24 protein-coding genes are annotated in these 25977 nt (G+C 65.8%); 15 read left to right on the top strand and 9 right to left on the bottom strand.

The genetic code is table 11. The features are described 5' to 3' along the window. Positions 1–438: 438 nt before the first annotated feature. Entirely contained in the window at positions 439–654 is a 216-nt protein-coding gene (locus M2361_RS01645) for a dodecin (RefSeq protein WP_050449258.1), read from the bottom strand. Positions 655–841: 187 nt separating this feature from the next. Between M2361_RS01645 and M2361_RS01640 the strand changes: the two genes are divergently transcribed. Beyond that, entirely contained in the window at positions 842–1363 is a 522-nt protein-coding gene (locus tag M2361_RS01640) for a DUF6496 domain-containing protein (protein WP_259245923.1), read from the top strand. A gap of 35 nt (positions 1364–1398) precedes the next feature. On the opposite strand, the gene M2361_RS01635 is transcribed toward M2361_RS01640, so the two are convergent. Continuing rightward, positions 1399–2301 (bottom strand): LysR family transcriptional regulator, encoded by a 903-nt coding sequence (locus tag M2361_RS01635; protein WP_259245922.1) that lies wholly within the window; start codon positions 2299–2301, stop codon positions 1399–1401. Positions 2302–2477: 176 nt separating this feature from the next. On the opposite strand from M2361_RS01635, the gene M2361_RS01630 reads away from it, so the two are divergent. From M2361_RS01630 to M2361_RS01620, 3 genes are all read left to right on the top strand, one after another. Then, the gene (locus M2361_RS01630; protein ID WP_259245921.1) at positions 2478–3272 is read left to right on the top strand and encodes an SDR family NAD(P)-dependent oxidoreductase; all 795 of its coding nucleotides are present in this window, start codon (positions 2478–2480) and stop codon (positions 3270–3272) included. Between the two features lie 26 nt (positions 3273–3298). Beyond that, positions 3299–4312 (top strand): zinc-binding alcohol dehydrogenase family protein, encoded by a 1014-nt coding sequence (locus tag M2361_RS01625; RefSeq protein WP_259245920.1) that lies wholly within the window; start codon positions 3299–3301, stop codon positions 4310–4312. A gap of 189 nt (positions 4313–4501) precedes the next feature. Next, positions 4502–5464 carry a tripartite tricarboxylate transporter substrate binding protein gene (locus M2361_RS01620; protein WP_259245919.1) on the top strand — a complete coding sequence of 321 codons (963 nt, stop codon included), beginning with the start codon at positions 4502–4504 and terminating at the stop codon, positions 5462–5464. Positions 5465–5593: 129 nt separating this feature from the next. On the opposite strand, the gene M2361_RS01615 is transcribed toward M2361_RS01620, so the two are convergent. Together M2361_RS01615 and M2361_RS01610 are read right to left on the bottom strand one after the other, a co-directional pair. Further along, positions 5594–6391 carry a flavin reductase family protein gene (locus M2361_RS01615; RefSeq protein ID WP_259245918.1) on the bottom strand — a complete coding sequence of 266 codons (798 nt, stop codon included), beginning with the start codon at positions 6389–6391 and terminating at the stop codon, positions 5594–5596. Positions 6392–6402: 11 nt separating this feature from the next. Then, on the bottom strand, positions 6403–7467 hold the full coding sequence (locus tag M2361_RS01610; RefSeq protein WP_259245917.1) for an LLM class flavin-dependent oxidoreductase: 1065 nt from the start codon (positions 7465–7467) through the stop codon (positions 6403–6405). 108 nt (positions 7468–7575) lie between these two features. Here M2361_RS01610 and M2361_RS01605 point away from each other — a divergent pair, with 108 nt between their 5' ends. Beyond that, positions 7576–8523, top strand: a complete 948-nt coding sequence (locus tag M2361_RS01605; protein ID WP_259245916.1) for a LysR family transcriptional regulator — start codon at positions 7576–7578, stop codon at positions 8521–8523. A 26-nt stretch (positions 8524–8549) separates the two neighbouring features. Here M2361_RS01605 and M2361_RS01600 read toward each other — a convergent pair whose 3' ends face one another. Further along, positions 8550–9428 carry an SMP-30/gluconolactonase/LRE family protein gene (locus M2361_RS01600; protein WP_259245915.1) on the bottom strand — a complete coding sequence of 293 codons (879 nt, stop codon included), beginning with the start codon at positions 9426–9428 and terminating at the stop codon, positions 8550–8552. Between the two features lie 277 nt (positions 9429–9705). On the opposite strand from M2361_RS01600, the gene M2361_RS01595 reads away from it, so the two are divergent. From M2361_RS01595 to M2361_RS01565, 7 genes are read left to right on the top strand one after another with little or no spacing between them, the layout of a single operon-like run. Continuing rightward, a complete protein-coding gene (locus M2361_RS01595) occupies positions 9706–10476 on the top strand; it encodes an enoyl-CoA hydratase/isomerase family protein (RefSeq protein ID WP_259245914.1) in 771 nt (256 codons plus the stop codon). A gap of 2 nt (positions 10477–10478) precedes the next feature. Then, positions 10479–12677, top strand: coding sequence for an acetate--CoA ligase family protein (locus tag M2361_RS01590; protein ID WP_259245913.1), 2199 nt, complete (start codon positions 10479–10481; stop codon positions 12675–12677). Further along, complete coding sequence (locus M2361_RS01585; RefSeq protein WP_259245912.1) at positions 12674–13879, top strand: acyl-CoA dehydrogenase family protein; 1206 nt, start codon at positions 12674–12676, stop codon at positions 13877–13879. Before M2361_RS01590 ends, M2361_RS01585 begins: the two co-directional genes overlap by 4 nt. Continuing rightward, positions 13876–14820, top strand: coding sequence for an acyl-CoA dehydrogenase (locus tag M2361_RS01580; RefSeq protein WP_259245911.1), 945 nt, complete (start codon positions 13876–13878; stop codon positions 14818–14820). The genes M2361_RS01585 and M2361_RS01580 overlap by 4 nt, the downstream gene beginning before the upstream one ends. A gap of 9 nt (positions 14821–14829) precedes the next feature. Then, entirely contained in the window at positions 14830–15588 is a 759-nt protein-coding gene (locus M2361_RS01575) for an SDR family NAD(P)-dependent oxidoreductase (protein WP_259245910.1), read from the top strand. Then, a complete protein-coding gene (locus M2361_RS01570) occupies positions 15588–16988 on the top strand; it encodes an SDR family NAD(P)-dependent oxidoreductase (protein WP_259245909.1) in 1401 nt (466 codons plus the stop codon). Before M2361_RS01575 ends, M2361_RS01570 begins: the two co-directional genes overlap by 1 nt. Further along, positions 16976–17755 carry a carboxymuconolactone decarboxylase family protein gene (locus M2361_RS01565; protein WP_259245908.1) on the top strand — a complete coding sequence of 260 codons (780 nt, stop codon included), beginning with the start codon at positions 16976–16978 and terminating at the stop codon, positions 17753–17755. Before M2361_RS01570 ends, M2361_RS01565 begins: the two co-directional genes overlap by 13 nt. A gap of 55 nt (positions 17756–17810) precedes the next feature. Here the strand turns inward: M2361_RS01565 and M2361_RS01560 are convergent, their stop codons facing one another. Continuing rightward, complete coding sequence (locus tag M2361_RS01560; protein ID WP_259245907.1) at positions 17811–18167, bottom strand: hypothetical protein; 357 nt, start codon at positions 18165–18167, stop codon at positions 17811–17813. A gap of 121 nt (positions 18168–18288) precedes the next feature. Further along, a complete protein-coding gene (locus tag M2361_RS01555; RefSeq protein WP_259245906.1) occupies positions 18289–19194 on the bottom strand; it encodes an aldose 1-epimerase in 906 nt (301 codons plus the stop codon). A gap of 214 nt (positions 19195–19408) precedes the next feature. Here M2361_RS01555 and mutS point away from each other — a divergent pair, with 214 nt between their 5' ends. The 3 genes from mutS to M2361_RS01540 all read left to right on the top strand — a co-directional run bounded on the left by mutS (position 19409) and on the right by M2361_RS01540 (position 23692). Next, positions 19409–22063, top strand: coding sequence for a DNA mismatch repair protein MutS (gene mutS / locus M2361_RS01550; RefSeq protein WP_259245905.1), 2655 nt, complete (start codon positions 19409–19411; stop codon positions 22061–22063). Continuing rightward, entirely contained in the window at positions 22060–23253 is a 1194-nt protein-coding gene (locus tag M2361_RS01545) for a cupin domain-containing protein (RefSeq protein ID WP_259245904.1), read from the top strand. The genes mutS and M2361_RS01545 overlap by 4 nt, the downstream gene beginning before the upstream one ends. A gap of 217 nt (positions 23254–23470) precedes the next feature. Further along, a complete protein-coding gene (locus M2361_RS01540; protein WP_259245903.1) occupies positions 23471–23692 on the top strand; it encodes an endopeptidase in 222 nt (73 codons plus the stop codon). A 182-nt stretch (positions 23693–23874) separates the two neighbouring features. On the opposite strand, the gene bamC is transcribed toward M2361_RS01540, so the two are convergent. Both bamC and dapA read right to left on the bottom strand, forming a co-directional pair. Beyond that, positions 23875–24999: an outer membrane protein assembly factor BamC gene (bamC, locus tag M2361_RS01535; protein ID WP_259245902.1), complete on the bottom strand. Its 1125-nt coding sequence runs from the start codon at positions 24997–24999 to the stop codon at positions 23875–23877. A 17-nt stretch (positions 25000–25016) separates the two neighbouring features. After that, positions 25017–25922 carry a 4-hydroxy-tetrahydrodipicolinate synthase gene (gene dapA / locus M2361_RS01530; protein WP_259245901.1) on the bottom strand — a complete coding sequence of 302 codons (906 nt, stop codon included), beginning with the start codon at positions 25920–25922 and terminating at the stop codon, positions 25017–25019. Between the last annotated feature and the right edge of the window lie 55 nt (positions 25923–25977).

Raw genomic sequence — 25977 nt, 5'->3', positions numbered from 1 at the left:
AGTTGCCGATGCGGCGCAGCGCCTGTTCATTTGTCCCAGCATTCTGTGGAAAAGCATGAGGACAGTTTGAGGGCAGGTACGAAAACGCCATTGATATCAAGCACCTGCAGGGGGTGGTCAATAATGGCCCAGCGGTGGATCCCAGGGCGCCAAGTTGTCCCCGCCAAATGTGGATAAGCCTGAGGACAGTGTGCGGGTAGTCGCTAAAAACCCTTGTGGGCCAAGCACTTGGAGGCGGCGGGCAATAAACGCCCAATAGCGGGCAGGCTGCGGTGACGGGCCGCCGGCCCCGGCCGATGCCGCGCAAGCTGGGGATAAAGGAACAGGCTTGTCCCCATGGAATGTGGACAAGCCTATGAACAGTCGGATAACAAGCCCAAAAACCTCTTATCCGACAAGCACTTGGAAGTGCTGCTCAAAGAAAGACCAGCCGAGGGATTACTCGTCGCCTTCCAGGCGCATGCCGATCTTCAAACCGACCTGCCAGTGGGCCACCTTGCCGTCCTTGATGTGGCCACGCACTTCGGTGACTTCAAACCAATCCAGGTTGCGCAGCGTTTCGGATGCACGCTCGATCGCCTTGGCGATGGCGTCATCGGTTGAGGTGGTGGAAGAGCCCACCAGTTCGATTTGCTTGTAGACATGATTCGACATAGCTCGTCTCCGCTAAGGGGGTGAGTCGTGAACTGTCCGGTCTGCACGCGATGTTCCGGCGCTTACGACCGGCAATCCATTCGAACACACAGGATACCGCCGCGGCGCTATCGTGGTGTTACGAGTTCCGTCGCGTGGTCTCGACTGGCGACGGAGCCCGCTCCCGCAACCCAGCAAGGAGATCACCATGCCTGAACGAAAAACCCTGGAGCGTGCCAAGCAAGACAAGCGCGAAGGCAAGTCCGCATCCACGCAGGCCGGAGAATTCGTGCGCGAGGAAATCGAACACGTGCGCGAAGGCAAGCATGGCGTGCGTTCCACCAAGCAAGCCATTGCGATCGGGCTGTCCAAGGCGCGCCGCGCGGGCGTGAAGGCCTCGCCTTCGAAGAACGCCAGTCCGTCGACGAAGCGCCACGCCAAGAAGGACTTGGAAGCCGCGCATGACGGACACGCCAAGTCCTCGACGCGCTCGCGCGCAACCACCAAGGCCTTGAAGAAGGAAAGCACCAAGCCCGCCTCGCGCTCGGCGCTGTCGCACCACGCCAGCAAGACGGCCAGCCGGCGCACCGCTGCTGACCGATCGGCGGCGGCGAAAAAGGCGGCGGCCACCAAGGGCGCGGCCGGGCGTTCTGCCGCTGCGAAGAAGGCGGCGCGCACCCGGGCGAAGAACAAGGCCGCGGCGGGATCGCACCACCATGCCGCGCACTAGGCCCGCGCTAGGCCTGCGCTAGGCCTGCACCCAGGCTAAGCCGCGTCAAACTGCCGAAAGCGTTCTTGCAAAAACTCCCGCATGCGCTTCACGGCAGGCGACAGCAGCATGCGATGTACGCACAACAGGTACAGCGGCGACGGCTCGGTAACGTAGTCGGGTAAGAGCGCCACCAGGCGTCCGGCGCGCAGATCGGCCAGCACGTCGTAGCGTGACTTGTACGCCACGCCGTGCCCGGCCAGCGCCCAACGACGCACCAGGTCGCCGTCGTCGCCGACGCGGTCGCCCTTTACCGGCACCGTCATCGCCGTGCCCTCGTGCTCGAACGCCCAACGGTCGTGCAGCGTCTCGCCCAGCACGAACGACAGGCAGTTGTGCCGACGCAAATCGGCTGGGGTCTGGGGCACGCCGTGACGCGCCAGGTATGCGGGCGACGCGCACACGACGCGGCGGTTGTTATCGGCCAGCGGCAGCGCCACCAGGCCGGAGTCATTCGGCGTGCCGTAGCGGATGGCGATGTCCACGGGCTGGCGATACAGATCGGCCAGCCGGTCGCTGATGCGTACCTGGAAGCTCACGCGGGGATACCGGGTCTGGAAATCATCCAGCCAGGGCAGCAGCACGTGACGCCCCAGGTCTGAGGGGATGGATACCGACAGCGTGCCGGATATGGCGGTCTTGTCGCGCGCCATGGCGTTCTTGCCGGCCTCCAGCGTGGCGATGGCCGAACGGGCGTATTCCAGATAGCGCTCGCCGTCCGTGGTCAGCCGCAGGCTGCGCGTGGACCGAACGAACAGGCGCGCGTCCAAGGTCTGTTCCAGGCGCTTGAGCGCCGCGCTGGCTACCGCCGGCGACACGTCGAGTTCGCGCGCGGCACCCGAGAAGCTGCCGTGATCGGCCGACGCAACAAAGATCCGTAAGTCTTCAAACCGCACCATGCTTGGCCTATTTTCAAAAAAATATTGAAACTGAGTGCGATGCTAGCCGGTTTTTTATCGGTGCGGACTGGGTAATGATGGTGGCGTTCTCAGTACACGTACTCGATACACCTACTGGATATCCGTACGCGATACCCGTACTCAACCTACGTTCCCAAACCTTCTGGAGCCCACACATGAACATCGAACTGAAAGGCAAAAAGGCACTGGTGACCGGCTCGTCCGGCGGCATCGGCCTGGCCATCGCCATGGGCTTGGCCGAAGCCGGCGCCCAGGTCGTGCTGCACGGCCGCAGCGCGGACAAGCTTGCCCACGCCGCCGAGGCCATCACGCAGAAATTCCCGGCCGCCAGCGTCAGCACCGTGCAGGCGGACCTGGCCACGGCGGACGGCGCGGCATCAATATGCGCCGCCCATCCCGACGTGGACATCCTGGTCAACAACGCGGGCTTCTTCGCCCCGAAGTCGTTCACGGAAATCACCGACGACGACTGGCAGGACATGCTGGACATCAACGTCATGAGCGGCATCCGGCTGTCGCGCTACTACCTGCCGCGCATGCTGGCCGCCAACTGGGGCCGCATTGTTTTCATTTCCAGCGAATCCGGGGTGCAGATTCCCGCCGAGATGATCCACTACGGCGTCAGCAAGACCGCCATGCTGGCCGTGTCGCGCGGCCTGGCCGAGCTGACCGCCGGCACGTGCGTCACCGTCAACGCCGTGCTGCCGGGGCCGACGCGCTCGGAAGGCGTGGCCGACTTCTTTGCCGAAATGGCCAAGGAACAAGGCGTGTCGCAAGACGAGATGGAGCGCAACTTCATCGCCCAGCACCGCCCCACGTCGCTGCTGCGCCGCCTGGCCACCGTGGACGAAGTGGCCAACATGGTCGTCTACACCTGCTCCACGCAGGCCAGCGCCACCAACGGCGCCGCGCTGCGCGTGGACGGCGGCGTGGTCCGCTCCATTCTTTGATTCCCCCCAATACAACGAGCCTATCCATGAAAGCCATCGCCTATTTCAAGAACCTGCCGGCTGACCATGCCGACGCGCTGCAAGACATCACCATCGACGAACCCGTGCCGGGTGACCACGACCTGCTGGTCGACGTACACGCCATCTCGGTGAACCCGGTGGACGTAAAGATCCGCGCCAACCGCGCGCCCAAGGACGGCAAGCCGGAGATCATCGGTTGGGACGCGGCCGGCATCGTGCGCGCCGTAGGCGCCAAGACCAGCCTGTTCCAGCCCGGTGACCGCGTCTGGTACGCCGGCGCGCTGAACCGGCCCGGCGCCAACAGCGAACGCCATGTGGTGGACGAGCGCATCGTCGGCCATATGCCCAAGAGCCTGGACTTTGCCCAGGCCGCGGCGCTGCCGCTGACCACCATCACCGCTTGGGAACTGTTGTTTGACCGCTTGCGCGTGCTGGACAACGCCGCCCCCAGCCAGGGCACCCTGCTGGTCGTCGGCGCGGCGGGCGGCGTGGGATCCATTCTGGTGCAGCTGGCGCGCCAACTGACCGGCCTGACGGTGATCGGCACCGCCTCGCGCCCCGAAACGCAAGCCTGGGTGCGCGAGCTGGGCGCCCACCACGTCATCGACCACAGCAAGCCGCTGACCGAAGAGCTCAAGCGCATCGGCGTGCCGCAGGTCAGCTACATCGCCGGCCTGACCCACACCGACAAGCACTTTGCGCAACTGGCCGAGGCCATCGCGCCGCAGGGCAAGATTGCGCTGATCGACGACCCGGCCGCCATCGACGTACGCCTGCTCAAGGGCAAGTCAGCGTCGCTGCATTGGGAATTCATGTTCGCGCGGCCCCTGCACCAGACGCCCGACATGATCGCGCAGCACGAACTGCTGAACCAGGCCGCGCGCCTGATCGACAACGGCACGCTGCGCACCACGCTGGGCGAGCACTACGGCAAGATCAACGCCGATAACCTGCGCCGCGCGCATGCCTTCATCGAAAGCGGCAAGGCGCAGGGCAAGGTCGTCCTGGAGGGTTTCTGACGGCCTTTGCAGAACTGTTCTGCGCAATAGTGGGGTAATCCGGAAGTCCGATAAAAATTATCATCGACTTCTGTGACAACCCAAGGCGGGCGCCCAAGCGCCCGCCGCCCCCGTCGCCAAGCTGACAATACGCTGAGCCGGCCCGCAGAAGGCACGGACATGCAGGCGGTGGGTACAAGGAGAGAGACAATGTTCAAGCTCACGCGCCGCGGCTTCATCGCGGCCGGCACCCTCATGATGCTTGCCCGGCCGCTGCGCGCCGCGCCCAAGCCCGTGACCCTGATCGTGCCCTATGCCGCCGGCGGCCCCAATGACAACTTCGCCCGCGTGCTTGCCGAAGGCATGAGCGCGCAACTGGGCGTGCCATTTGTCGTTGAAAACAAGCCCGGCGCCAACGGCATCATCGGCGCCACGCAGGTTGCGCGCGCGCCCGCCGACGGCAACATGCTGCTGATGGGCGGCTCGGGGCCTTTGTCGCTGAACATCCTGCTGCGCCCCAAGCTGCAATACCGGTTCGACAGCTTCGAGTCGGTTGCCATGATGTTCGACGGCCCCTTGACCATCACGGTGCCCGCTACGATCGGCGTCAATTCCATTGCGGACCTGGTCGCCTACGCCAAGAAGGAAAACCGCGCGCTGACCTATGGCTCGCTGGGGCCGGGCAGCGTTACGGACCTGTATGGGCTGATCCTGGCCAAGACGCTGGGTATCCCCTTGATCGCCGTGCCGTACAAGAGCACGCCGACGAGCCTGATCGACCTGATCACCGGCCGCAATGATTTGTCGTACATGACGCCCATCGCGCTGGCTGATCACCAAAAGGCGGGCGCGGTGAAGATCCTGGCGCTGACGACCGACCAGCGCGACCCTGCCCTGCCCGACGTTCCGTCGGTGGCTGAACTGGGCTATCCGCAGTTGAAGGCCAGTTACTGGACCGCGCTGCATGCGCCCAAGGGCACGCCCTCGGACCTGATCCAGGCCTATTCCGCAGCGGCCATCAAGACGGTGCAGTCCGAGAGCTTTCGCCACATGCTGGTCGCGAACGGGCAGACCGAAAAGGCGGGCGGCCCGCAAGCGCTGGACGCGCAATTGGAAGCCGACCGCCAATACTGGGGCCGCGTGATCCAGGACAATCACATCGTGCTGGATTGATAACAAGCTTGCCGCCGTGCAGTCGGGGGCAACAAGCATGTGGTGGCCACAAAAAAATGCCCGCCAATAGAATGGCGGGCATTTTCGTGGGCCCCGTATCCGCCCGCATAAGGCGTAGGCCTGCCCGTTCTACTGAAGCCGGACCGGCGCGATCCGATGCGTGGCCGACTTGAAATTGATCACGGGCTGCGCCTCGCGACACATCGTCTTGCGGATCTTGCCGACGATCAGGTCATGGGTGCCCAACGCTTCGGTGCAAACGATGTCGCATTCGATGCTGGCCAGCGCGTCCGGCAATACCGGCGTGCCCTGCCCGTTCATCACCCAGCCGCCGTGCGCAAACCGTGCCATGCCCTGCGGCTGCCCAAGAAAGGCCTGCATGACGGCCTCGTGCCCCTCGCCCAGCACATTGGCCACGAAGCGGCCATGACGCAGCAAGGGTTCCCGCGCGGACGACGTTTGCTGGACAAAGAAGCCGACCATCGGCGGGTCGGCCGAAATCGATGTCAGGCTCGACACGATCATGCCGGCCACCTGCTCGCCATCACCCGTCGTCACCGCGCTGATACCCGCCGGCAACGAGCGCATCGCCGCCTTGAAGTCGTCCACGGACACCACCTGGTCATGCTCGCTGACCACCATGTGCGCACGGATATCACCGCGTTCATCGACCCAGCCGTGGGTGGCCGCATAGTCCACCATGGCGGAAAAATCCGCTTCCCACTTCGGGTCGCCCGCGTGTTGCGACAAGAAGCGCAGCACCGAGGGAGACAGGCGCACATGGCGCTCGTCCTCGCGCCGCCCCACCCGCGCGATGGCGTGTTCCAACCGTTCGCGCGGCTGCGGATCGGCCAGCACATCAAGCCGCCGGAAGTCCGACGGGTGGCGCAGCGTGATTGCCCCCGCGTTGCTCAGATAGATCTGCATCTTGCGCTCCTTCAGGCAATGGCCGTCGCGCTGCCGACTTCCTTGCGGATCGCCGGAATGATCTTGTCGCCCCACAGCTCGATCTGCTTGAGCATCGTCTTCTGATCGAAGTCGCCCAGTTGCGTCTGCAAGGCGATGTGCTTGGGCCGCAGGATGCTGATCTCTTCCAGCATCTTGTCGATCACTTCGTTCACCGAGCCCACCGGCAGGTTCTTGCGCAACTGCTCGAACGTGGGATCGTTTTCCGACGGCACTTCCTTGACCATGTAGCCGTCGTCGCTTTGCGCGCGACGGAATTTCAGGCTTTCGGAAATGCGGCGTTGAAAGCGCGCGCAGTCCAGATAGGCGTCGATCTCGGCCTTGTTGTCCGACGCGTAGCCACAGCGCAGAAAGCCGAACTTCACATCGCGATCCAGGTCGCGGCCATTGTCTTCCGCCACTTTTTCCAGGCGGCCGCGCAGCTCGGAAATCGCGTCGTTGCCCTTGAGCAGCGCAGTGACGAACAGGTTATGGTTTTCGCGCACGCCACGGCCCAGCGTCACCGGATTTCCCGACGTGATCCACAGCGGCGGCATTGGGTCTTGCAGGCAGCGCACCGCGATCGAGCTGGGCGGAATCTTCAGGAACTCGCCATCGTGTTGAAAGATCTTCTGCGTGAGGCCCTTGGGGATGACGTCAAGAAATTCATTGAAGATCGCGCCTGAATCCGCAATCTGCACGCCGAAGCGTTCGAACTCGAATTCCTGATAGCCCGAGCCCACGCCCAGGTCCAACCGGCCATTGGAGACGGTGTCCACGAAACCCACTTCGGCCAGGAAACGCGCGGGGTGATACAGCGGCAAGATGCACACCGCCGTGCCCAGGCGGATGCGGTGCGTTTTGGCCGCCGCGTGCGCTACCGTCATCAGCGGCGACGGCGACAAGGAGTAGTTGTTGAAGTGGTGTTCGGCGTACCAGGCGGCGTCGAAACCAGCCTGCTCCGCCACCACGGTTTGTTCGATGGAGTTGTTGATGACTTGCTTTGAGGACTGGTGGTAACCTCGCTGCTGCGCCAGAATGAACACGCCGAATTCCATAATGTCTCCTCATTGAATGCTTGACGTTCTGAGGAAATTCTAGAGGCCGGCAGTCATCGGATGAATACAGGAAATGCGGCGTTCTGTGCTGCGTAAAGTGGAGGAATGATGGACAGGCTGCGCGCGATGGAGCTCTTTCTATCGATCTCCAAGACCGAGAGTTTCTCTGAAACCGCTCGGCAATTCGGGGTGTCGGCAACGTCGGTATCCCGCATGATCACCGAGTTCGAAAACGAGTTGAACGTGAAGCTGCTGCTGCGTTCCACCCGCCAGGTCGTGCTGACCGAAGCCGGCCAGGAATACGCGCAACAGCTTGAATCCATCTTGTGGAACATCAACGAGGCGCATCGCAACATCACCGAAATCCGCGCCGCGCCCAAGGGCATATTGCGGGTGCATTCGCGCATGATGTTCGGCCTGGGCGTGCTGCCGCCGCTGGTTGCCGCCTTTCGCCAGCAGTACCCCGACATCCATATTGAACTGGTGCTGACCGAAGCCAAGGCAGACCTGCGCCGCAACAACTTCGATATCGATTTCCGTATTTCGCCGCCCGTGGAAGCGGGCCTGAAGCGGCGCATCCTGTTCAAGAGCGAACGTTTCCTGGTGGCCTCGCCCGCGTATCTCGCCAAGCGGCCCGCGCCCGCCCTGCCCACGGATATCGCGCAGCACGATTGTCTGGCCTACTTGCTGCCGGGCGATCAAACCTGCTGGCGCTTCAAGCAGGACGAAACCATCGAAGAAGTGCTGATCAAGCCGCGCCACGTGACCAACAACGGCGTTGCGCTGCTGGAACTGGCGCTGCTGGGCGAAGGCATTGCGCTCTTGGATGACTACACCGTGCACAACGATATTTCGCGCGGCACGCTGGTGCGTCTATTCCCCGATTACCACGTCACCAACACGACCTTCGAAGAAGGCATGTACGCCACCATCCTGGACACCGCGATGATCCCAGTGAAGATCCGGCTGTTCCTGGATTTCGTGGCCTCGCACGTGTCGGGGTCGGCGCTGCGGTTCACGGCATATAACAAGACCGCGGCGGCCGAAAGCCCCTGATCAGGGGCAGTGATCAGGGGCAGTGATCAGGGTCGTATGCGGCAACGCCCGCGTGGCTCGCCCACGGCGCCCGCCCCCCGTATGCGCAGCAAGGCCCCATCAAGCGGGCCCGTGGCGGTCAGGCGGCCACTGTCGCTGATGGTCGTGACGAAGATATCCGACAGATCCGGGCCCCCGAAGCAGAGCGATGCCGGGTGCGCCACCGGCAAGTCGATACGGCGATCCAGCTTGCCGTCGGCGTCGAACCGCGCAATGGCCGACGCATGCACCAGCGCGGTCCACAAGCCACCGTCGCGATCAAAGCAACAGCCGTCCGGGGCGGAACCTAAGGGATCGGTATCGATGAAAACTTCCGGGGATGACAAGCGGCCTGCCTCATCCATGCGATAGCGAAACCCCTTGCGCTGCGCGCTATCGCACACATGAAAATGCTGCCCGTCCGGATGCATGACCGGGCCGTTCACCACGCCCAGCCCTTGCGCAATGCGAGTGACTTGGCCTGCCGTGTCCACGCGATACAGGCCGCCCAGCGGCGCTTCGCCCGCTTCCCGGTGGATATGCATGGTGCCGGCCACGAAGCTGCCATCCGGTAGCGGCGCGCCGTCGTTCAGGCGCAGATGGGGATGGCTGTCGTCGATGCTTGCCAAGGTGCGCAACATGCCGTCCGACAGGCGAACCAGCGCAAAGCTCTCTTTCAGCGCCACGATGATTTCATCGTCGCCGTTAAGCGCGAACGAGCCCACCGGGGCGGGCAACAGCCATTCACGCGTGGCGCCGCTATCCGGATTGATCCTCAGCAACTGCCCGCTACGGCAGTCCAGCATCCACAACACATTGCCGGCTGCGTCCCACACCGGGCACTCGCCCAGCGCGGCGCGAACCGTGCCGATACGTTCGATCTGCATCAGCCAACCGCCCCTGTTCTGCTCGTCCGGCGGACGATTTCCCAAGCCATGGTATCGGCTTGAACGGGCCGGGAATATGCCGTTTTCATGCAGAACACAACCAACATTTTTGGCCTGAATCCTGCGCAATACCCGTCCATATAATCCAAAAAAAGCCGGCCGCCCCGCGCTGAAAACAGGGCAAGACCGGTCCATCGGACTCTAGGAGACACGTCATGCAGCATGCCACCGGCGCCCTGCGCGCCCTCGCCTTTTCCCCGACCAACAAGGTGCCCGCATGAGCGAGGCCACCGTCACTCTGGAAGTCAACGAAGGCGTTGCGCTGGTCACGCTGAACAGCCCGCCCGTCAATGCCCTGAACCGCGCCATGCGCCGCCGCATGGTCGCTATCTTCGACGAAATTTCCGAACGCGACGACATACGCTGCGCGGTCCTGACGGGCCATGGCAAGGTGTTCTGCGCCGGCGCGGATTTGAAAGACCGCCCCAACGCCGACATCGCCGGCGACTTCCTGGAACACAACCGCATCACCCGCGAAACCGGCAACGCCATCAAGGAATGCGCCAAGCCCGTGATTGCCGCCGTCAATGGCGCGGCGCTGGGCGCGGGCATGGGGCTGATGGCCGCGTGCGACATCATGTACGCGTCCGACAACGCGACCTTTGGCATGCCCGAGATCAACGTGGGCCTGGCGGGCGGCGCGTCCATGCTGCGCACGCTGGTGGGCCGATCAACCTTGCGCCGCATGTTCTTCACCGGCCAGCGTCTAAGTGCGCACGACCTCTTGCGCCGCAACGTGCTGGAAGACGTACTGCCGCCCGACCAGTTGCTGCCGACCGCGTTGGCCCTGGCGCATGAAATCGCGTCCAAGGCGCCGCTGGCCGTGCTGTACGCCAAGCGCGCGGCCAATATGGTTGACCTGATGCCGCAGCGCGATGCCTACCGCTTCGAGCAGGACTTCACGATGACGCTGGCCAAGACGGAAGACGCCCGCGAGGCGCGCATGGCTTTCCTGGAAAAGCGCCAGCCGCAATTCAAGGGGCGCTGAGCATGGCGCAGACCGCACAAGCGTACAGCCCGCAGCAACATAGCCCCCAGCGCGCGGGCGCCGGGCTGGCGCCGTTTTTCACCGCAAGCAGCATCGCCGTCGTGGGCGCGTCGGATGACGTCACCAAGATCGGCGGCCGGCCCGTGCACATGCTGATCAAGCACGGCTATGCCGGCGCCGTGTATCCCATCAACCCCAAGGGCGGCGTCATCCAGGGCTTGCCCGCCTACGCCTCGGTGCGCGACACGCCCTCTGCTCCCGAGCTGGCCATCCTGGCCGTGCCCGCCGCCGCCACGCCCGCCGCGTTGCGCGACTGCGCGGCGCGCGGCACCAAGGCCGCCATCGTGCTGTCGGCGGGCTTTACCGAAACAGGCGCTGCCGGCACCGCGCTGCAAGCCGAGCTGGTCGCCATTGCGCGTGAACACGGCATGCGCGTGCTGGGGCCGAACTGCCTGGGCGCGGTCAATGTGGCCGATCGCCTGATCGGCTCGTTCTCGATCGCGCTGGAAGAACACATGCCGCCGGTGGGGCACGCGGGCATCGTGTCGCAGTCGGGCAATGTGGGCAGCCACACCATGCAAAGCGTGGCCCGGCGCGGCATGGGCGTCAGCCGCTTCATCGCGACCGGCAACGAGGCGGATGTGGACGTGGCCGACGGCATCGCCGCGCTGGCCGACGACCCGGACACGCACATCATTCTCTGCTGCATGGAAACCTGCCGCGACGCCACCAAACTGATCAGCGCGCTGCGCCTGGCGCGCCAGCGCGGCAAACCGGTCATCGTGTTGAAGATCGGCTCCACCGAAAAGGGCCAGCAGGCCGCCGCGTCGCACACCGGCGCGCTGACCGGATCCGATGCCGTCATCGACGCCGTCTTCCGCCGCCACGGCGTGCTGCGCGTGCGCTCGGTGGAAGCGCTGATCGACATCGGCCACGCGGCGTCGATGCTGATGCCGAACCGGCTGCCCCGCAACGACGCGGTGACGCTGGTGGCGGCCTCGGGCGGCTTCGGCATCATGATGGCAGACGCCATGAGCGAGGCCGGGATGACCCTGCCCGCGCTGGCGCCTCTGACGCAACAGCGCATCCACGAAGCGGTGCCCACCGCCAGCACCGGCAACCCGGTCGACGCGTCGGCGCAGATGTCGAGCCGGCCGGACATCCTGGGAAAGATGCTGACCGCGCTGCTGGAAGACCCTTCAGACAGTTCGCTGGTGTTGTTCATGTCGCTGTCGCTGTACAACACGCGGCTGCGCGGCATCTATCTGGAAGCGCTGGCGCAGGTGCGCGCCAGCCATCCGGAGCGGCTGCTGATGATCATCAGCCAGGGGCCGGCGGACGCCATCGAACAGATCAACACGCTGGGCATCCCCGTGTTCGCCAGCATTGATGCCGCGGCCACGGGCTTGGCGGGGCTGGCACGGCTGGGGCAACTGCGTGCGATGGGTGGGGCTGACATCGCGCCCCCCGCCCCTGCCCCCATCGACCCCATCGTCTTCAAGAATGAATTCCACGCCAAGCAGGCGCTCGGCCACGCGGGCATCGACGTGCCGCGCGAAGTGATCGCCACCGACGCCGACGCGGCGGTTCGCGCCGCCGACACCATCGGCTACCCCGTCGTGCTGAAGATCGCGTCGGAAGACGTGGCGCACAAGACCGAGGCGGGCGGCGTGGCGCTGAATGTGGAAGACGCCGAGGCCGTGCGCGAGGCCCATGCGCGCATTCTTGCCAACGTGGTGCGCCATGCGCCCGCCGCCCGCATCGACGGCGTGCTGGTGGCGCCGATGCTGCGCGGCGGCACGGAGATGATCGCGGGCGTGTCGCAAGACCCGGTCTTCGGGCCGATCGTCATGGTGGGCATGGGCGGCATCTTTGCCGAAGTGTTGAACGACGTGGCGGTGCAGGCCGCGCCCGTCACCGAAGACGAGGCGATGGCGATGATCCGGTCGCTGAAGATGTTCCCGATTCTGGACGGCGCGCGCGGGCAGGCCAAGGCCGACGTGGCCGCCGCCGCACGCAGCGTGGCCCGCCTGTCGGAATTCGCATTCCGGCACCGCGACGACATCGCCGACATCGACATGAACCCCATTCTGGTACGGCCGCAGGGCCAGGGCGTGGTGGTGCTGGACGCGCTGATGATTCCGCGCGCCGTACCGGCATCAGCAACCGAACCCGCGCCCGCACAGCAAGGACAAGCATGAATTTTGAGCAACAGGTGATCGTTCCCGACCCCGCCTCGGGCGTCGAGGTCTACCGGCAACACGCGCGCCACTGGCTGCGCGCCAATCTGCCGGATTTCATGCGCGCCGACAGCCTGGACTGGCGCGCCGCCACGCTGGCCGAAAGCAGCGCCTGGGAAGCGGCGATGCATCAGGCCGGCCTGGCGGGCATGACCTGGCCCAAGGCCTATGGCGGCCATGGACTGAGCCTGCGCGAGCATCTGGCGGTGAACAAGGAAATCGGCGCGCTGCCGATGCCGGAAAGCGTCAGCTCCATCGGCAAGGAACTGGCCGGCCCCATCATCATGGCCGTCGGCGACGAGGCCCAGAAGCAGGCCTTCCTGCCCGAAATCCTGACGATGCGGCAGTTCTGGTGCCAGGGCTTTTCCGAACCGGACGCGGGCTCGGACCTGGCGCGGCTGCGCACGAAAGCCGTACAGGAAGGCGAACACTGGCGTATCAACGGCCAGAAGATATGGACCAGCGGCGCGGCCAAGGCGCACTACTGCCTGCTGCTGACGCGCACCGGCACCGTGGCGGACAAGCACCGGGGGCTGCTGATGTTCGCGGTGCCGATGGACACGCCGGGCATCCGCGTGGTGCCGATCAAGTCCATCGACGGCAAGGAGTCGTTCGCCGAAGTCTTCTTCGACGACGTGATCGTGCCCGACAGCGCGCGCCTGGGCGCACCGGACGAAGGCTGGAACGCGGCCATCCGCGTGCTGTCGATCGAACGCGCCACCAACCGCATGTACCGCCCCTGGCGCTTCGAATGCGAACTGCGCCAACTGATCGCCGCCTGCAAGTCCGACACCCGGCTTGCCGCGACGCTGGACGATGGCTACGTGCAACGTCGCGTCGGTGATCTGATCGCTGAAATCGACGGCTTGAAGGGGCTGGTCGAACTGACGGTTGAACGCATGCTTCGCGGTGAATCCATCGGCGCGCGCGGGTCCTTGACCAAGCTGTATTGGTCCGAATGCCATCAGGCGTTTGCGGGCCTGGCGCTCTCGCTGCTGTCGCAGGTGGGGCCGCATTCCAGCCCCTTGGCACAGCGCGCTCACCAGGCCTTTACCAACGCGTATCTGTTCGCGCGCGCCGAGACGATCTACGCCGGCACCACGGAAGTGCAGCTGGATGTGATCGCGCAGCGCGTCATGAACCTACCCAAGGATTTGACATGAGTAGCGAAGAACTGCATCCCGAAGAGTTCGCGCAAGCCGCCGACGCGGCCATTGCCGATGCGCTTTCGCGCCAGGATCCGCATGCGATGGCCGCCGTGCTGGCACAGGCGGGCCTGTGCGGCGTGATGGCGGACGAGGCTGACGGCGGGCTGGGCCTGGACCTGGCGTTTGCCCTGCCCATCGCCCACGCGGCGGGCCGGCTACAACTGCCCTTGCCGCTGGCCGAGCAGATCTTGCTTGCCCGGGCGCTGGCCGGCACGCCGCACGCCGCGGCGCTGGTGGCGGGCGAACGGCTGGCCGGCATCGCCTGGCAAGGCAGCGTGCAGGAAGGCAGCGCCCGCTTGGACCATGGCCCGGCGGATTGGGTGCTGGTGGCCGATGGCGACGGCGCGGTGCTGGTCGATGTCAGCGATGCCACGCACGAGCCTCAAGCAACGCTGGACCCGGATCATCCGCAGGTGTGGTTGGCGCTGGAAGGCGCGCCGGTGCTGGCGCGGCTTGATGCGCAGGCTTGGCGCGCGTTGCAAGGCTCGGCCCGGTTGTTGCTGGCCGAATTCGCCAACGGCGCGGCCGAAGGGGCGCTGCAAGCCGCTGCCAGCTACCTGGCCACCCGCGTGCAGTTTGGCCGTCCGCTGTCGGCCAAGCAGGCCGTGCGGCATCTGCTGGCGCGCATGCGCTTGGTCCAGGACGTGTCCCGCGCCGCCATTCGCCGCGCGATGCATACCGACGAATTCGGCGCGCCGCGCGACACCCGGCCCGCGCTGGCCGGCGCCATCGCCAACGCCGCCTTCGTCATCGAGAAGGCCATCCACCTGCACGGCGGCATGGGCTTTACCTGGGAGCTGCCCTTGCACCCCGCGCTGCGCGCGGTGCGCAAGCTGGATGCGGCGTTCAGCGGCTTGTCGCGCGCGGCGGGCCGCGCATTCATTGAATCGGTGTAGGAAGAAACCATGCAACAAGATCTGGCTGGGCGCGTCGCGCTCATCACCGGCGCAGGCGCCGGCATCGGCCGCGCCACGGCCCGCGCGCTGGCCGCGCGCGGCGCTGTCGTCGGCGTCAACGATTTAAAACAGGAACTGGTGGATGCGGCCGTCGCCGACATCACCGCCGCCGGCGGCAAGGCGTTTGCGGTGGTGCAGAACGTGTCATCGCGCGAAGGCATCGGGCAGGCCGTGCGCCAGGCCGCCGAACACGGTTCGCGCTTCGACATCCTGGTCAACAACGCGGCGTGGGTGCGCTACCAAAGCGCCGCCGAGATCCAGGCCGACACGATGGACCGCATGTTGGACATCGGTTTCAAGGCGGTGATCTGGGGCATCCAGGCAGCCGCCGAGGCGATGGACCCGGAGCGCGGCGGCGCGATCGTCAACGTGGCGTCCACTGCCGCGCTGAAATCCGCGCCTGCATCGATGGTGTATTCGGGCATCAAGGCCGGCGTGCTGGGCATTACGCGCGCGGCGGCGGCCGAGCTGGGCGGGCGCGGCATTCGCGTCAACGCCGTCTGCCCCTCGGCCGTGCCGACGGAAGGCACGCAGCGCAACCGCAACGCCGAACGCGACGCACGCCGCATCGCCAGCACGCCGATGGGGCGGCTAGGCACGGTGGAAGACGTGGCCAGCGGCATTGCGTTCCTGGCCAGCGACGAAGCGCGCTTCATCACCGCGCAGGCGCTGGTGGTGGACGGCGGCATCACGTTCACCACGCTCTGATGGAAACGGTGCTGTTGACGGGCGCAGCCAGCGGCATCGGCCGCGCCACCGCCTGGCGGCTGGCCCGTCTAGGCCACCGCTGCGTGCTGGTGGACCGTAATGCGGAAGCGCTGGAGGGGTTACTGGCGGAGCTGCGCGCAGGCGGGTCGGGCGCGCTGGCGACGAACAACGAGCCAGGGGCCGCCGATGCCCTGGGTGCCGTGGTCATGGGCGGCGGAGTCCTGGGTGCCGAAGGTTCGGGTGTCCGAGCCGCCGTCGTCTCTGGGCCGCTGCCTGCCACACCAGCCACCGAACATATTGCCCGCGTCGCGGACCTGACCGATCCCAACCAGATCAACGCGCTGGCCGACGACATGCCGCCGCTGGACGCCATCATCAACAACGCGGGGATGACGGACGCCAGCAATCTGCCCGTGGTCGAACAAGCCGATCTTGATTGGCAGCGTTTGCTGGACCTGAACCTGCACGCGCCGCCGCGACTGCTGCGTGCGCTACAAGGGCGACTCACGCCGCATGCCCGCATCGTCAACGTGGCCTCGGGTGCGGGATTGCACGCCATCCCGATGCGCGGCGCGTACAGTCCCAGCAAGGCCGGCTTGATCGCGCAAACACAAGCCCTGGCGCGCGCGCGGCCCGACCTGCGCGTCAGCGTCTTGTGCCCGGGATTCGTACAAACGGAATTGGTCGACGGGCTGATCGCCAGCGGCCGCCTGGACCCGGTGCGCGCGGTGGCGAAGATTCCGCTGGGCCGCCTGGCCAGGCCCGAAGAACTGGCTTGCGCGCTGGCGTTTCTGGCCAGCCCGGACGCCGCACAGTTAAGCGGCAGCCGCCTGTCCGTGGACGGCGGGTCGTCCGTCTTCGGCGGCAGCCAAGCCTATGCGCCCAACGCCATCGCCCCCGTGCCATGCGATACGCCCTTGGCACTGACCGTGCACGGCAACTGGCCCGTAAGGGGCGACACGCAAGCGCACGAGCACGAACGCGAGCACAAGCACGGATACGAGCACGAACAAGAGCACGGACAAGAGCACGAACAAGCGCGCGACGGCTACCCCGCCGTCATCGACACGACCGTCCTGGCTAGCCCGCCCGGTGGCCGCCTGGCCGCGGTCCTGGCCGTGGCACGCCGCCATGGAATAAGCGGCATGGACGGCAAACCAAGTAGCCTGACGCTGCTTTTGCCGCGCATCGAACAGGCTGATTGGAAACACGCCGGCGACGACGCCGCCGCGCGCATGCTGATCGCCACCCTGGCCTGTGAATGGGGGCCCCGCGCGCGCCGGATCAATGCCGTCGAAGTCGCCTCGCAACACCCCGACCCCGCGCTATGGCCGCTGCTTCGCTTCGTAGCGGGTGCCCAAGCTCAATACCTGACCGGCCAAACGCTATGCACACGCTAACCGACCTGGATGCCATCAAATCCCGCTTCATTGCCGCGCGCGGCTACTGGCGCCCATGGACCGAGGCCATGCTGCGCGCCAACCCCGCGTTTCTGTCGTACTACGCCGACTACGCGGGCTATCCGGCGAAGACCGGTCCGCTGACGCCGCGCATGGTCGAATTGGTCTATGTCGCGCTGGACGCGTCCGCCACCCATCTGTACGCGGCCGGGCTGGAGACCCATTTGCGCATGGCGCTCGCGGCCGGCGCCAGTGAAGCGGATGTGTTCGACGTACTGCATCTGCTTACCTTGCAAGGCGTCAACGCCGTACTGCAAGCCGCCGACGTCCTGCATGACGCCGCGCCCGCCGTCCCCCTGCCGCCGCAAGAGCCCCTTTGCCAGCGCATCCACGCGCTATGGCCGGAACAGGCGGCAAGCCTGCTGCGGCTGGCGGCACAAGATCCGGGCTATGTCGGGGTGCTGCTGGATTTTGTTGAGGACGGCGCGCCGGCCGGTGGCTTGAGTCAAACCGAACGGCTGCTGGTGCGCATTGCCCTACACGCCTCGTTCACGCAGGGCGATCAGACGGGTTTGCGCGCGCTCATCACGCATGCGTTGACGCAAGGCGTGACGCGAGCAGAGATCCTGCAAGTGATTCAGCTAGGCGCGCACCTTGCCGTGCATGGCGCGTCATTGGGCGCCACGGTGTACACAAAGGTGCTTGCAGACGACATCGGTGCAGAGGGCAAGGCAGGCGCCCAAGGCAAGGCGGGCGCGGCGGCTTGACCGGATCTTGGGTCTAGCCCCTGCCGGTCAAGCGGCTTTAGCAAGCATCGCCTGATCAGGCCTGCCCTGCCCGCTTGGCACGGGCATGCGGATCGTTGATCTCGGCTTCCAGTTCAGCGATCAGCCAATCGAACCAGCCTTTTTCGGTACGCGCATAGACCACGGCGGCCGGCGTCTTGCCGTCGCGCCAACCCGGTTGATGCGTGTCCATCCACGACGCCAGGCTCTTGTGTGGCGCCAGCAGGCCCGACAGCCAGGTCCACAGATAGTCCGGCACGTTGCGGCGAAAGCCTTTTGCGCTGGCGTACAGCGTGGGCTCAAGCGGCAGGCTGCCCGAACGGGCCAGCTTCGCCTGCACCCGGCGCAACGTTTCGGCCGCGGCCTGCAATTGTTCGGTGCTGAGCTTTTTCACGTAGGGACTCCTGGATTGGGGTGCGGGGATTATCGCCGGAGGAACCGGCGCTTTCAAAGCACCGCGTTCGAGGGCCCGCGCCCGACGTGCGGCCTGCGGGTTGGGTCTGCGGGCTCGGCCTTCAGCGTTGCCCCCGGGGCGGCGTCAGCGCCATCAAGGCCGTTGCCGCAAAGCGGGCGCCCGGTTCCAGCACCTGCATCCCGGTGCGCGTTTCACCCGCCGCCGCCAGGTTGAAGGCATCCGCCACATTGGTGACCGGCTCCACACACAGAAATGCCGACCCGGGCGCGGTATAGACGACAAGATGCGCAAACGCCGGGTCCGCGTGCAGCGCCAGTTCGTGGCCGTCGGCCCAGTGCAGCGTGGCGCGCCCTGCCCATTGCGACAGATAGGTATCGCAACCCTCGGCCGACCGGCGCACGTCGCGCACATGCTTGACCCGGCTGCCCGTGGGCAATCCGTCCGCGTCGGCGGGCCACAGGCGCCGCGCGTTCAGCGCCACGCGCTCGGCGGTGAAATACGGATGGATCCCCAGGCCGCAGGGCATGGGCGAGTCGCCCTGGTTGATCAGGCTAAGCGACAGGCTCAAACCGCGCGCGTCCAGCCGATAGCGCTGCACGCACTCGAACGGCCAGGGCCAGCCCAGCACACCCGCCGGCTGGTTCAGCACCAGGTCGATGCCGTCCGGCGTATGATTGCGCACCTGCCAGGGCTGGAACAGGCCCGCCCCATGAATGGCTTGCGGCCGGCCCGGCACCGATTCCAGCACGTGGCGCGCGCCATTGAACGTGAAGACGCCGTCGCGAATGCGGTTGGAATACGGCGCTAACGGGTAGGACCCCGCGCGCGGCCACTTGCCGGCCGGCCACTCGGTGGCGGTCAGCGGCACGATCCAGTCATGCGAGCCCGTGGACAGGCGGGTCAGCCGCCCCCCGCCCCCGGGCGCGAATTCAGCCTGGTGCGCCCCGCTGGAAATCGTCACGCGCTCTAGGGCGTTGACGGGGTCGGGAAAAGGAAAATCCGACATCTGCTGCTCCCACGGCCATCACAGGGCCGCGTCGTGCGATTGTGCCGCCGGCGGTCGGGCGCGGCAAATCCGTAGCGCCGGATGGGGCGCGATCAAGCACTTGTCCGGCTGGCAGCCACGCAATCATCAGCCCGACCCCGATTACGACAAACAAGCGCTAAAACCATCCTGCCCGCCACCGCACGCGCGCGCCCGCCCCGATACAATCACGGGCATGAATTCAGCAACACAACCCACCGCCGCCGAGGCCCACGCAGGCCACACCCCCATGATGCAGCAGTACCTTCGCTTAAAAGCGGAGGCTGGCCCCTTGCTGCTCTTCTACCGCATGGGCGACTTCTATGAAATGTTCTACGAAGACGCCGAGCGCGGCGCGCGCCTGCTCAACCTCACGCTGACCAAGCGGGGTTCGTCCAACGGCACGCCCATCCCCATGGCCGGCCTGCCCGTACACGCCATGGAGCAATACCTGGCGCGGCTGGTCGCCATGGGCGAGTCCATCGCCATCTGCGAACAGATCGGTGACCCCGCCGCGTCCAAGGGGCCGGTCGAGCGCCGCATCGTGCGCATCGTCACCCCCGGCACCTTGACCGACGACGCGCTGCTGCCCGCCAAGGCCGACCGCGCGCTGGCTGCCGTGTTCGTGTCCGGCAATGCCCGCGCGCCGCGCGCCGGCCTGGCCTGGCTGAACCTGGCCAGCGGCGAATTCCGCGTTACTGAATGCGCGCCGGCCCAACTGGAATCCGAGCTGCATCGCATTGCGCCCGCCGAGATTATCTGCGCCGACAACGCCGTCTTTGAATTTCCCTTCGAAGGCGCGCGTTCGCGCGTGCCGGACTGGCACTTCGAAAGCGATGGCGCCCGCGCGCATCTGCTGGCGCACTTCAAGACCGACACCCTGGCGGGCTTCGATATTGAAGACATGCCGGCCGGCATTTGCGCCGCCGGCGCCTTGCTGCGCTATGCGGCGCGCACGCAATCGCAGGCGCTGGCGCACGTGCAAAGCCTGTCGGCCGAACGCCCGGGCCAGTATGTGCTGCTGGACCCGGTCACCCGCCGCAACCTGGAACTGACGCAAACGCTGTCGGGCGAAGACGCGCCCACGCTGTTCTCGCTGCTGGACGGCTGCCGCACCCCCATGGGCAGCCGCCTGCTGCGCCGCTGGCTGCATCACCCCTTGCGCGAAAACGAGCAGGCGCTGGCTCGCCAGCAGGCCATTTCGGCGCTGTTGGCCGGCCGCATGGACGTGGAACAAACGTTTGGGTCGGCCGGCCTGCTGGAAGCGCTGCGCGCCGCGCTGAACGCCTTCCCGGACATCGAACGCATCGCGGCACGCCTGGCGCTGCGCTCGGTGCGCCCGCGTGAACTGGCCAGCCTGCGCGATGCCCTGCAATCGCTGCCCGCGCTGCGCGACCTGGTCGAACCCATGGCGGGCTCGCCGCGTCTGGGCGAACTGGTTTCGCACCTGTCTGTAGACCCGGCGCTGGCCGCGCTGCTGGTACGCGCCATTGCGCCGGAACCCGCCGTCGCCATCCGCGATGGCGGCGTGCTGGCTACGGGCTTTGATGCCGAACTTGACGAGCTGCGCGGCCTGGCGGCCGATGGTGGCGATTTCCTGGTGCAACTGGAAGCCCGCGAACGCGAGCGCACCGGCATCAGCAACCTGCGCGTGGAATTCAACCGCGTGCATGGCTTTTATATTGAAGTCAGCAAGGGCCAGACAGCCAAGGTGCCGGAAGACTACCGCCGCCGCCAGACGCTGAAAAACGCCGAACGCTACATCACGCCCGAACTCAAGACCTGGGAAGACAAGGTCTTGTCCGCGCAAGACCGTTCGCTGGCGCGCGAGAAATGGCTGTTCGAGCAATTGCTGGACGTGCTGGCCGAACACGTGCGGCCCTTGTCGGACTGCGCCGCCGCACTGGCCGAGCTGGACACGCTGGCCGCGTTGGGCGAACACGCGCGCCGCCACGACTGGATCGCGCCTGAACTGTCCGAAAACGCCGACATCGACATCGACGCCGGTCGCCACCCCGTGGTGGAACACGCCATCGAACGGTTCACGCCCAACGGTTGCCGGCTGGATCCGGCGCGCCGCATGCTGCTGATCACCGGCCCGAACATGGGCGGTAAATCGACCTACATGCGGCAGGTGGCGTTGATTGTGCTGCTGGCGCGCATCGGCAGCTTCGTGCCGGCCGCCCGTGCCCGCATCGGCAAGATCGACCGGATCTTCACCCGCATCGGCGCCGCCGATGACCTGGCGGGCGGGCGCTCGACCTTCATGATGGAAATGACCGAGGCCGCCGCCATCCTGTCGGCCAGCACGCCCAACAGCCTGGTGCTGATGGACGAAATCGGCCGTGGCACGTCCACCTATGACGGCCTGGCGCTGGCCTGGGCCATCGCCTGCCGCCTGCTGGCGCACAACCGCGCGCTGACGCTGTTTGCCACCCACTACTTTGAACTGACGCGCCTGCCGGCCGAACAGCCCGCGTCGGCCAACGTGCACCTGGCCGCCGCGGAATCCGCCGCCGGCATCGTGTTCCTGCACGAAGTGCGCGAAGGCCCCGCCAGCCGCAGCTACGGGATTCAGGTCGCGCAACGCGCCGGCGTGCCGGCAGCGGTTATCCGCCAAGCTACGCGCGAGCTTGAACGGCTGGAAGCGCAAGGCGCGCCGACGCCGCAGTTGGGCTTGTTCTCGGCCGCGGCCGATGCCGACGCGCAAGCCTACGCCCAGGCCGAGCGGCACGACGCCATCGAAGCGCTGGACGCGCTGCGCGAAGAGCTTGCCACCATCGACCCCGACAGCCTCACCCCGCGCGAAGCGCTGGACGCCCTTTACCGCCTGAAGAAGCACCTTCAATGAACCTTGACCAACCCTTGCCGCTGTTGGGCAACCAAAGCCCCAACGACTTCATGCGCCGCTACTGGCAGCGCAAGCCGCTGCTGATCCGCCAGGCGATTCCCGACTTCACGCCGCCCCTGGCCATCGCCGCCATCAAGAAACTGGCGCGGCGCGACGATGTGGAATCGCGCCTGATCTGGCGCGAGAACGGCGAATGGCAAATGGAAAACGGCCCCTTCGCGCGCCTGCCCAAGGACAACGAGGGCGACTGGACGTTGCTGGTGCAAAGCGTGGATCTGCTTAGCGACGCAGCGTCTGAACTGATGGGCCTGTTCCGCTTCATTCCCGACGCCCGGCTTGACGACGTGATGGTCAGCATCGCCAGCCATGGCGGCGGCGTGGGTCCGCACTTCGACAGCTATGACGTCTTCCTGCTGCAAGCGGCGGGTGAACGCGAATGGCGTTACGGCCGCCAGAAAGACCTGTCGCTGGAACCCGGTCTGCCCTTGAAGATCCTCAGCAATTTCCAGCCAGAGGAAAAAGCGGTGCTGTCGCCCGGCGACATGCTGTATCTACCGCCCCAGGCCGCGCACGACGGCGTCGCCGTGGGCGATGGCTGCATGACCATCTCGATCGGTTTCCGCGCCCCCACCCAGGCCATACTGGCGCGCGGCCTGCTCGAAGCCGCGGCCGACCAGGTGATGGCGCGCGTGGGCTTGCTGGGCGGCCCCTACGGCGAACCCGCGCTGCCCGGCCCGAAGCTGTCGGCGGTGTACCGCGACCCGGGCCAACCCGCCGTCGACACCCCTGCCGCCCTGCCCGATGCGCTGGTGGCCGCCACGCTGGAAACGGTTGAAAAGCTGCGGTTTGACGATGCGCTGGCATCGCGCTTCTTGGGCTGCTGGCTGACCGAACCCCATAACCAAAGCGTCTTTGACGCCGCGGACGACGTTGATGTGGATCTGGAAGAGGCCTGGCCGGACTCGGGCCGCTTGGTGCTGGACCGCCGCAGCCGCATGCTCTATCGCGGCAAACAGCTCTTCATCAACGGTGAAACGGCGATGACGCCCGCCGACGCCGCGCTGCGCACACTGGCGGACGCTCGCCGCCTGGACTGCGCGGATCCGGCCTGCGCCAAGCTGTCGTCCGAGGCGCGTTCCTGCCTGGCGGATTGGCTGGATTCCGGCTGGATTCACTACGTGGCGGCGTAGTATCCCGACACGCCCACGTATCGGATTCGAACAGAACGCAATCAGATCCATGGGCCGGGACACATACGGAAAGACATAACACGAAGCTGAAAGGTTTGTTGCCGTTCGGATGCGACCTCTTTAACTTTCACACGCGCTGCGGCGTCGGCTTCCTGTAGCCTGACTTCTGGTTTCCCCTAAGGGGGTTTCAAGAGTCGTCATCTACAGGAGTCCAAAAATGATGAGCAAAACCTTGATTATTGCCTCGGTGCTGGCCGTTGCGCTCAGCGCTTGCAACAAGAAGGAAGATGCCGCGGCGCCCGCGTCCACCCCGGGGGCTAGCACGCCCGCCCCCTCGACCACGCCGCCCGCCACCTCGCCGGCTCCGGCCCCCGCGCCTGGCACCACCCCTGGCGGCGGTTCGACCACCCCGGGCGGCTCGACCACGCCCGCGTCTTAATAAAAACAGAGACGAACCCCCGCTCTGAAGACGCAGAAAGACCTCGGCAAGTGAATTGCCGGGGTTTTTTTGCGTCTATTTTTTCGTCTGCTTTTCAGCGGCTCAAATGAAAAAGGCCCCCGATCCGAAGATCGGGGGCCTTGGCGTTTCAGGCCGGTACGCAGGCGCCGGCCCGACGCGATTTACATCTTGTCCTTCAGGACGCTCAGCAGGCGCTGAGCCGTGGCGCTGTTGTCGCGCGTACCGTTGGTGTCCAGCACCGTGACCGTGGTCTGGTCGCCGCTGGCGGCCAGGTGGATGCGGTACTGCGGCGCTTCCGCCTTCTTGTCGCCCGAGAAGATGCGGCTGAAGAAGCCCGGCTGCTCGTTCTGCGCACCGGTGTCGGTATCGACGTAGCGGACGAAGTAATCGCCAGCGGAGCGGTCGCGGTCATCAACGGCGAAACCGCCGCCGTCCAGGGCCACGCCAACACGGCGCCAGGCGCGGTCAAACGATTCGGCCACCAGCAAGGAAGTGCCTTGGCTGCGAACGTCTTCCTGCACTGCGGGCTTTTGCGGCGAGGCTTCCGCCTGCTGCACCAGCTTGCGGGCGCTGTCCACGTCGGAACCCAGGTAGACCATCATGCGGGCAAGCATGGCGGCATTCAGGCCCGGATCTTCCTGGCCGTTTTGCCATTGCACCTGGCCGCCGTCGGCGCCAACGCGCTTTTCAAGCATCTGGCGATGGCTGACGTACACCTCGGTGTGACCGTCGACACGCTCGACGCGGGTGCGGAATTTCTCGCGCTCGCCGCTATCCCACGCCGATTCCAGGACGGCTCCCAATGCTTGGCGCAGCCAGCTTTCCGGAATCTTGGCGCGGTTTTCCGCCCAGTCGGTTTCGATCAAACCAGCGGCCGGGTTGTTGCTGGCCACGGTAAAGCCGTTTTCGGTCCAGAAGTCGACCAGGCGCGGGAAGACTTCTTCCGGTGCGCGGTCAACCACCAGCCAGCGCAAGTCGCCGTCGCGCTCAACCCGCATGTCTTGGCGGCCCGGCAGCACGTTGCTGGTCTTCGGGGCGGTGGCTTGCGCCTGGCCCTGCTGTTGAAACTGCGAGTACGTCGTCGAGCCCGAAGCGGGCGCGCGATAACGCGGGTCGCTATTGGCCTGGGTCAGATCCGGCGGGATGCTCAGAGGCTCTCCACGCTGGGTGACGGCGCTCTTATAGTCGACAGATTCTTCATTGCCCAGGAATTGATTGACCTCGCTGCAGCCGGCCAACAACACCAGAGACATCAATGCCGACAAACCGGCATGACGTTTGTTCATACGTATCCTCACGATATTTAGAGCAGACCCGTTTCCTGGAGCGCGCGACGCACGACTTCGTGGTTCTGCGTACCCAGTTCAACCAGCGGGAGCCGGTAGCCCAGTGCGCTGCGGCCCATTTCGGCCAACGCCCACTTGACGGGGATGGGATTGGCTTCAACGAACAAAGCCTTGTTCAGACGGGCCAGGTAGGCATTAAGTTCACGCACCTTCGGCACGTCGCCCGCCAGCGCGGCGGCACAGAGGTCGCGCATGAGCTTGGGGGCCACGTTGGCGGTGACGGAGATATTGCCGCGCGCGCCCAGCAGGATCAGGGCGGCGGCGGTGGGGTCATCGCCACTGAAAACCTGGAAATCAGCCGGCGCTTCACGCAGCAGCAGGCCACCGCGGGCGATGTCGCCGGTGGCGTCCTTGATGCCGATGATGCCGGGCACCTGCGCCAGGCGCAGAACCGTTTCATTGGACATGTCGGCCACGGTGCGGCCCGGCACGTTGTAAAGAATGGTCGGCAGGTCAACGGCTTCCGCGATGGTGCGGAAATGGCGGTACAGGCCTTCTTGCGACGGCTTGTTGTAATAGGGAACGACCGACAGCCCGGCATGCGCGCCCACGGCCTTCGCGTGGTTGGCCAGATGGATGGCTTCGTCGGTTGAGTTGGCGCCCACGCCAGCGATGACCGGGATGCGGCCCGCGGCATGTTCGACCGCAACGCGGATCAGTTCCGCGTGTTCTTCCATGGAAACCGTGGGCGATTCCCCGGTGGTGCCCACCACCACGAGCGCGTCGGTTCCTTCCTGGACGTGCCAGTCGATCAGTGACCGGTAGGCAGCGTAGTCCAAGCTGCCGTCGGGCTGCATGGGAGTGACCAGGGCCACCAAGCTGCCCTGGAAATTAACGCCTGCGGCGGTTGCAGGGGATGCCATAAATGTAGGGCTCCAACGCCCCGTGGCAGGATGCCCCAGGGCCAGAATCAATGAA

The organism is Achromobacter sp. JUb104 (genome assembly GCF_024806975.1).
GTDB classification, from domain to species: domain Bacteria; phylum Pseudomonadota; class Gammaproteobacteria; order Burkholderiales; family Burkholderiaceae_B; genus Achromobacter; species Achromobacter spanius.
Note: the sequence above shows the minus strand (reverse complement) of the source record. Positions and strands in the feature narration are given on the sequence as shown.

Coding starts and splice junctions, on each gene's coding strand:
- M2361_RS01645 (WP_050449258.1), bottom strand. CDS start 654: ATGTCGAATCATGTCTACAAGCAAATCGAACTGGTGGGCTCTTCCACC.
- M2361_RS01640 (WP_259245923.1), top strand. CDS start 842: ATGCCTGAACGAAAAACCCTGGAGCGTGCCAAGCAAGACAAGCGCGAA.
- M2361_RS01635 (WP_259245922.1), bottom strand. CDS start 2,301: ATGGTGCGGTTTGAAGACTTACGGATCTTTGTTGCGTCGGCCGATCAC.
- M2361_RS01630 (WP_259245921.1), top strand. CDS start 2,478: ATGAACATCGAACTGAAAGGCAAAAAGGCACTGGTGACCGGCTCGTCC.
- M2361_RS01625 (WP_259245920.1), top strand. CDS start 3,299: ATGAAAGCCATCGCCTATTTCAAGAACCTGCCGGCTGACCATGCCGAC.
- M2361_RS01620 (WP_259245919.1), top strand. CDS start 4,502: ATGTTCAAGCTCACGCGCCGCGGCTTCATCGCGGCCGGCACCCTCATG.
- M2361_RS01615 (WP_259245918.1), bottom strand. CDS start 6,391: ATGCAGATCTATCTGAGCAACGCGGGGGCAATCACGCTGCGCCACCCG.
- M2361_RS01610 (WP_259245917.1), bottom strand. CDS start 7,467: ATGGAATTCGGCGTGTTCATTCTGGCGCAGCAGCGAGGTTACCACCAG.
- M2361_RS01605 (WP_259245916.1), top strand. CDS start 7,576: ATGGACAGGCTGCGCGCGATGGAGCTCTTTCTATCGATCTCCAAGACC.
- M2361_RS01600 (WP_259245915.1), bottom strand. CDS start 9,428: ATGCAGATCGAACGTATCGGCACGGTTCGCGCCGCGCTGGGCGAGTGC.
- M2361_RS01595 (WP_259245914.1), top strand. CDS start 9,706: ATGAGCGAGGCCACCGTCACTCTGGAAGTCAACGAAGGCGTTGCGCTG.
- M2361_RS01590 (WP_259245913.1), top strand. CDS start 10,479: ATGGCGCAGACCGCACAAGCGTACAGCCCGCAGCAACATAGCCCCCAG.
- M2361_RS01585 (WP_259245912.1), top strand. CDS start 12,674: ATGAATTTTGAGCAACAGGTGATCGTTCCCGACCCCGCCTCGGGCGTC.
- M2361_RS01580 (WP_259245911.1), top strand. CDS start 13,876: ATGAGTAGCGAAGAACTGCATCCCGAAGAGTTCGCGCAAGCCGCCGAC.
- M2361_RS01575 (WP_259245910.1), top strand. CDS start 14,830: ATGCAACAAGATCTGGCTGGGCGCGTCGCGCTCATCACCGGCGCAGGC.
- M2361_RS01570 (WP_259245909.1), top strand. CDS start 15,588: ATGGAAACGGTGCTGTTGACGGGCGCAGCCAGCGGCATCGGCCGCGCC.
- M2361_RS01565 (WP_259245908.1), top strand. CDS start 16,976: ATGCACACGCTAACCGACCTGGATGCCATCAAATCCCGCTTCATTGCC.
- M2361_RS01555 (WP_259245906.1), bottom strand. CDS start 19,194: ATGTCGGATTTTCCTTTTCCCGACCCCGTCAACGCCCTAGAGCGCGTG.
- mutS (WP_259245905.1), top strand. CDS start 19,409: ATGAATTCAGCAACACAACCCACCGCCGCCGAGGCCCACGCAGGCCAC.
- M2361_RS01545 (WP_259245904.1), top strand. CDS start 22,060: ATGAACCTTGACCAACCCTTGCCGCTGTTGGGCAACCAAAGCCCCAAC.
- M2361_RS01540 (WP_259245903.1), top strand. CDS start 23,471: ATGATGAGCAAAACCTTGATTATTGCCTCGGTGCTGGCCGTTGCGCTC.
- bamC (WP_259245902.1), bottom strand. CDS start 24,999: ATGAACAAACGTCATGCCGGTTTGTCGGCATTGATGTCTCTGGTGTTG.
- dapA (WP_259245901.1), bottom strand. CDS start 25,922: ATGGCATCCCCTGCAACCGCCGCAGGCGTTAATTTCCAGGGCAGCTTG.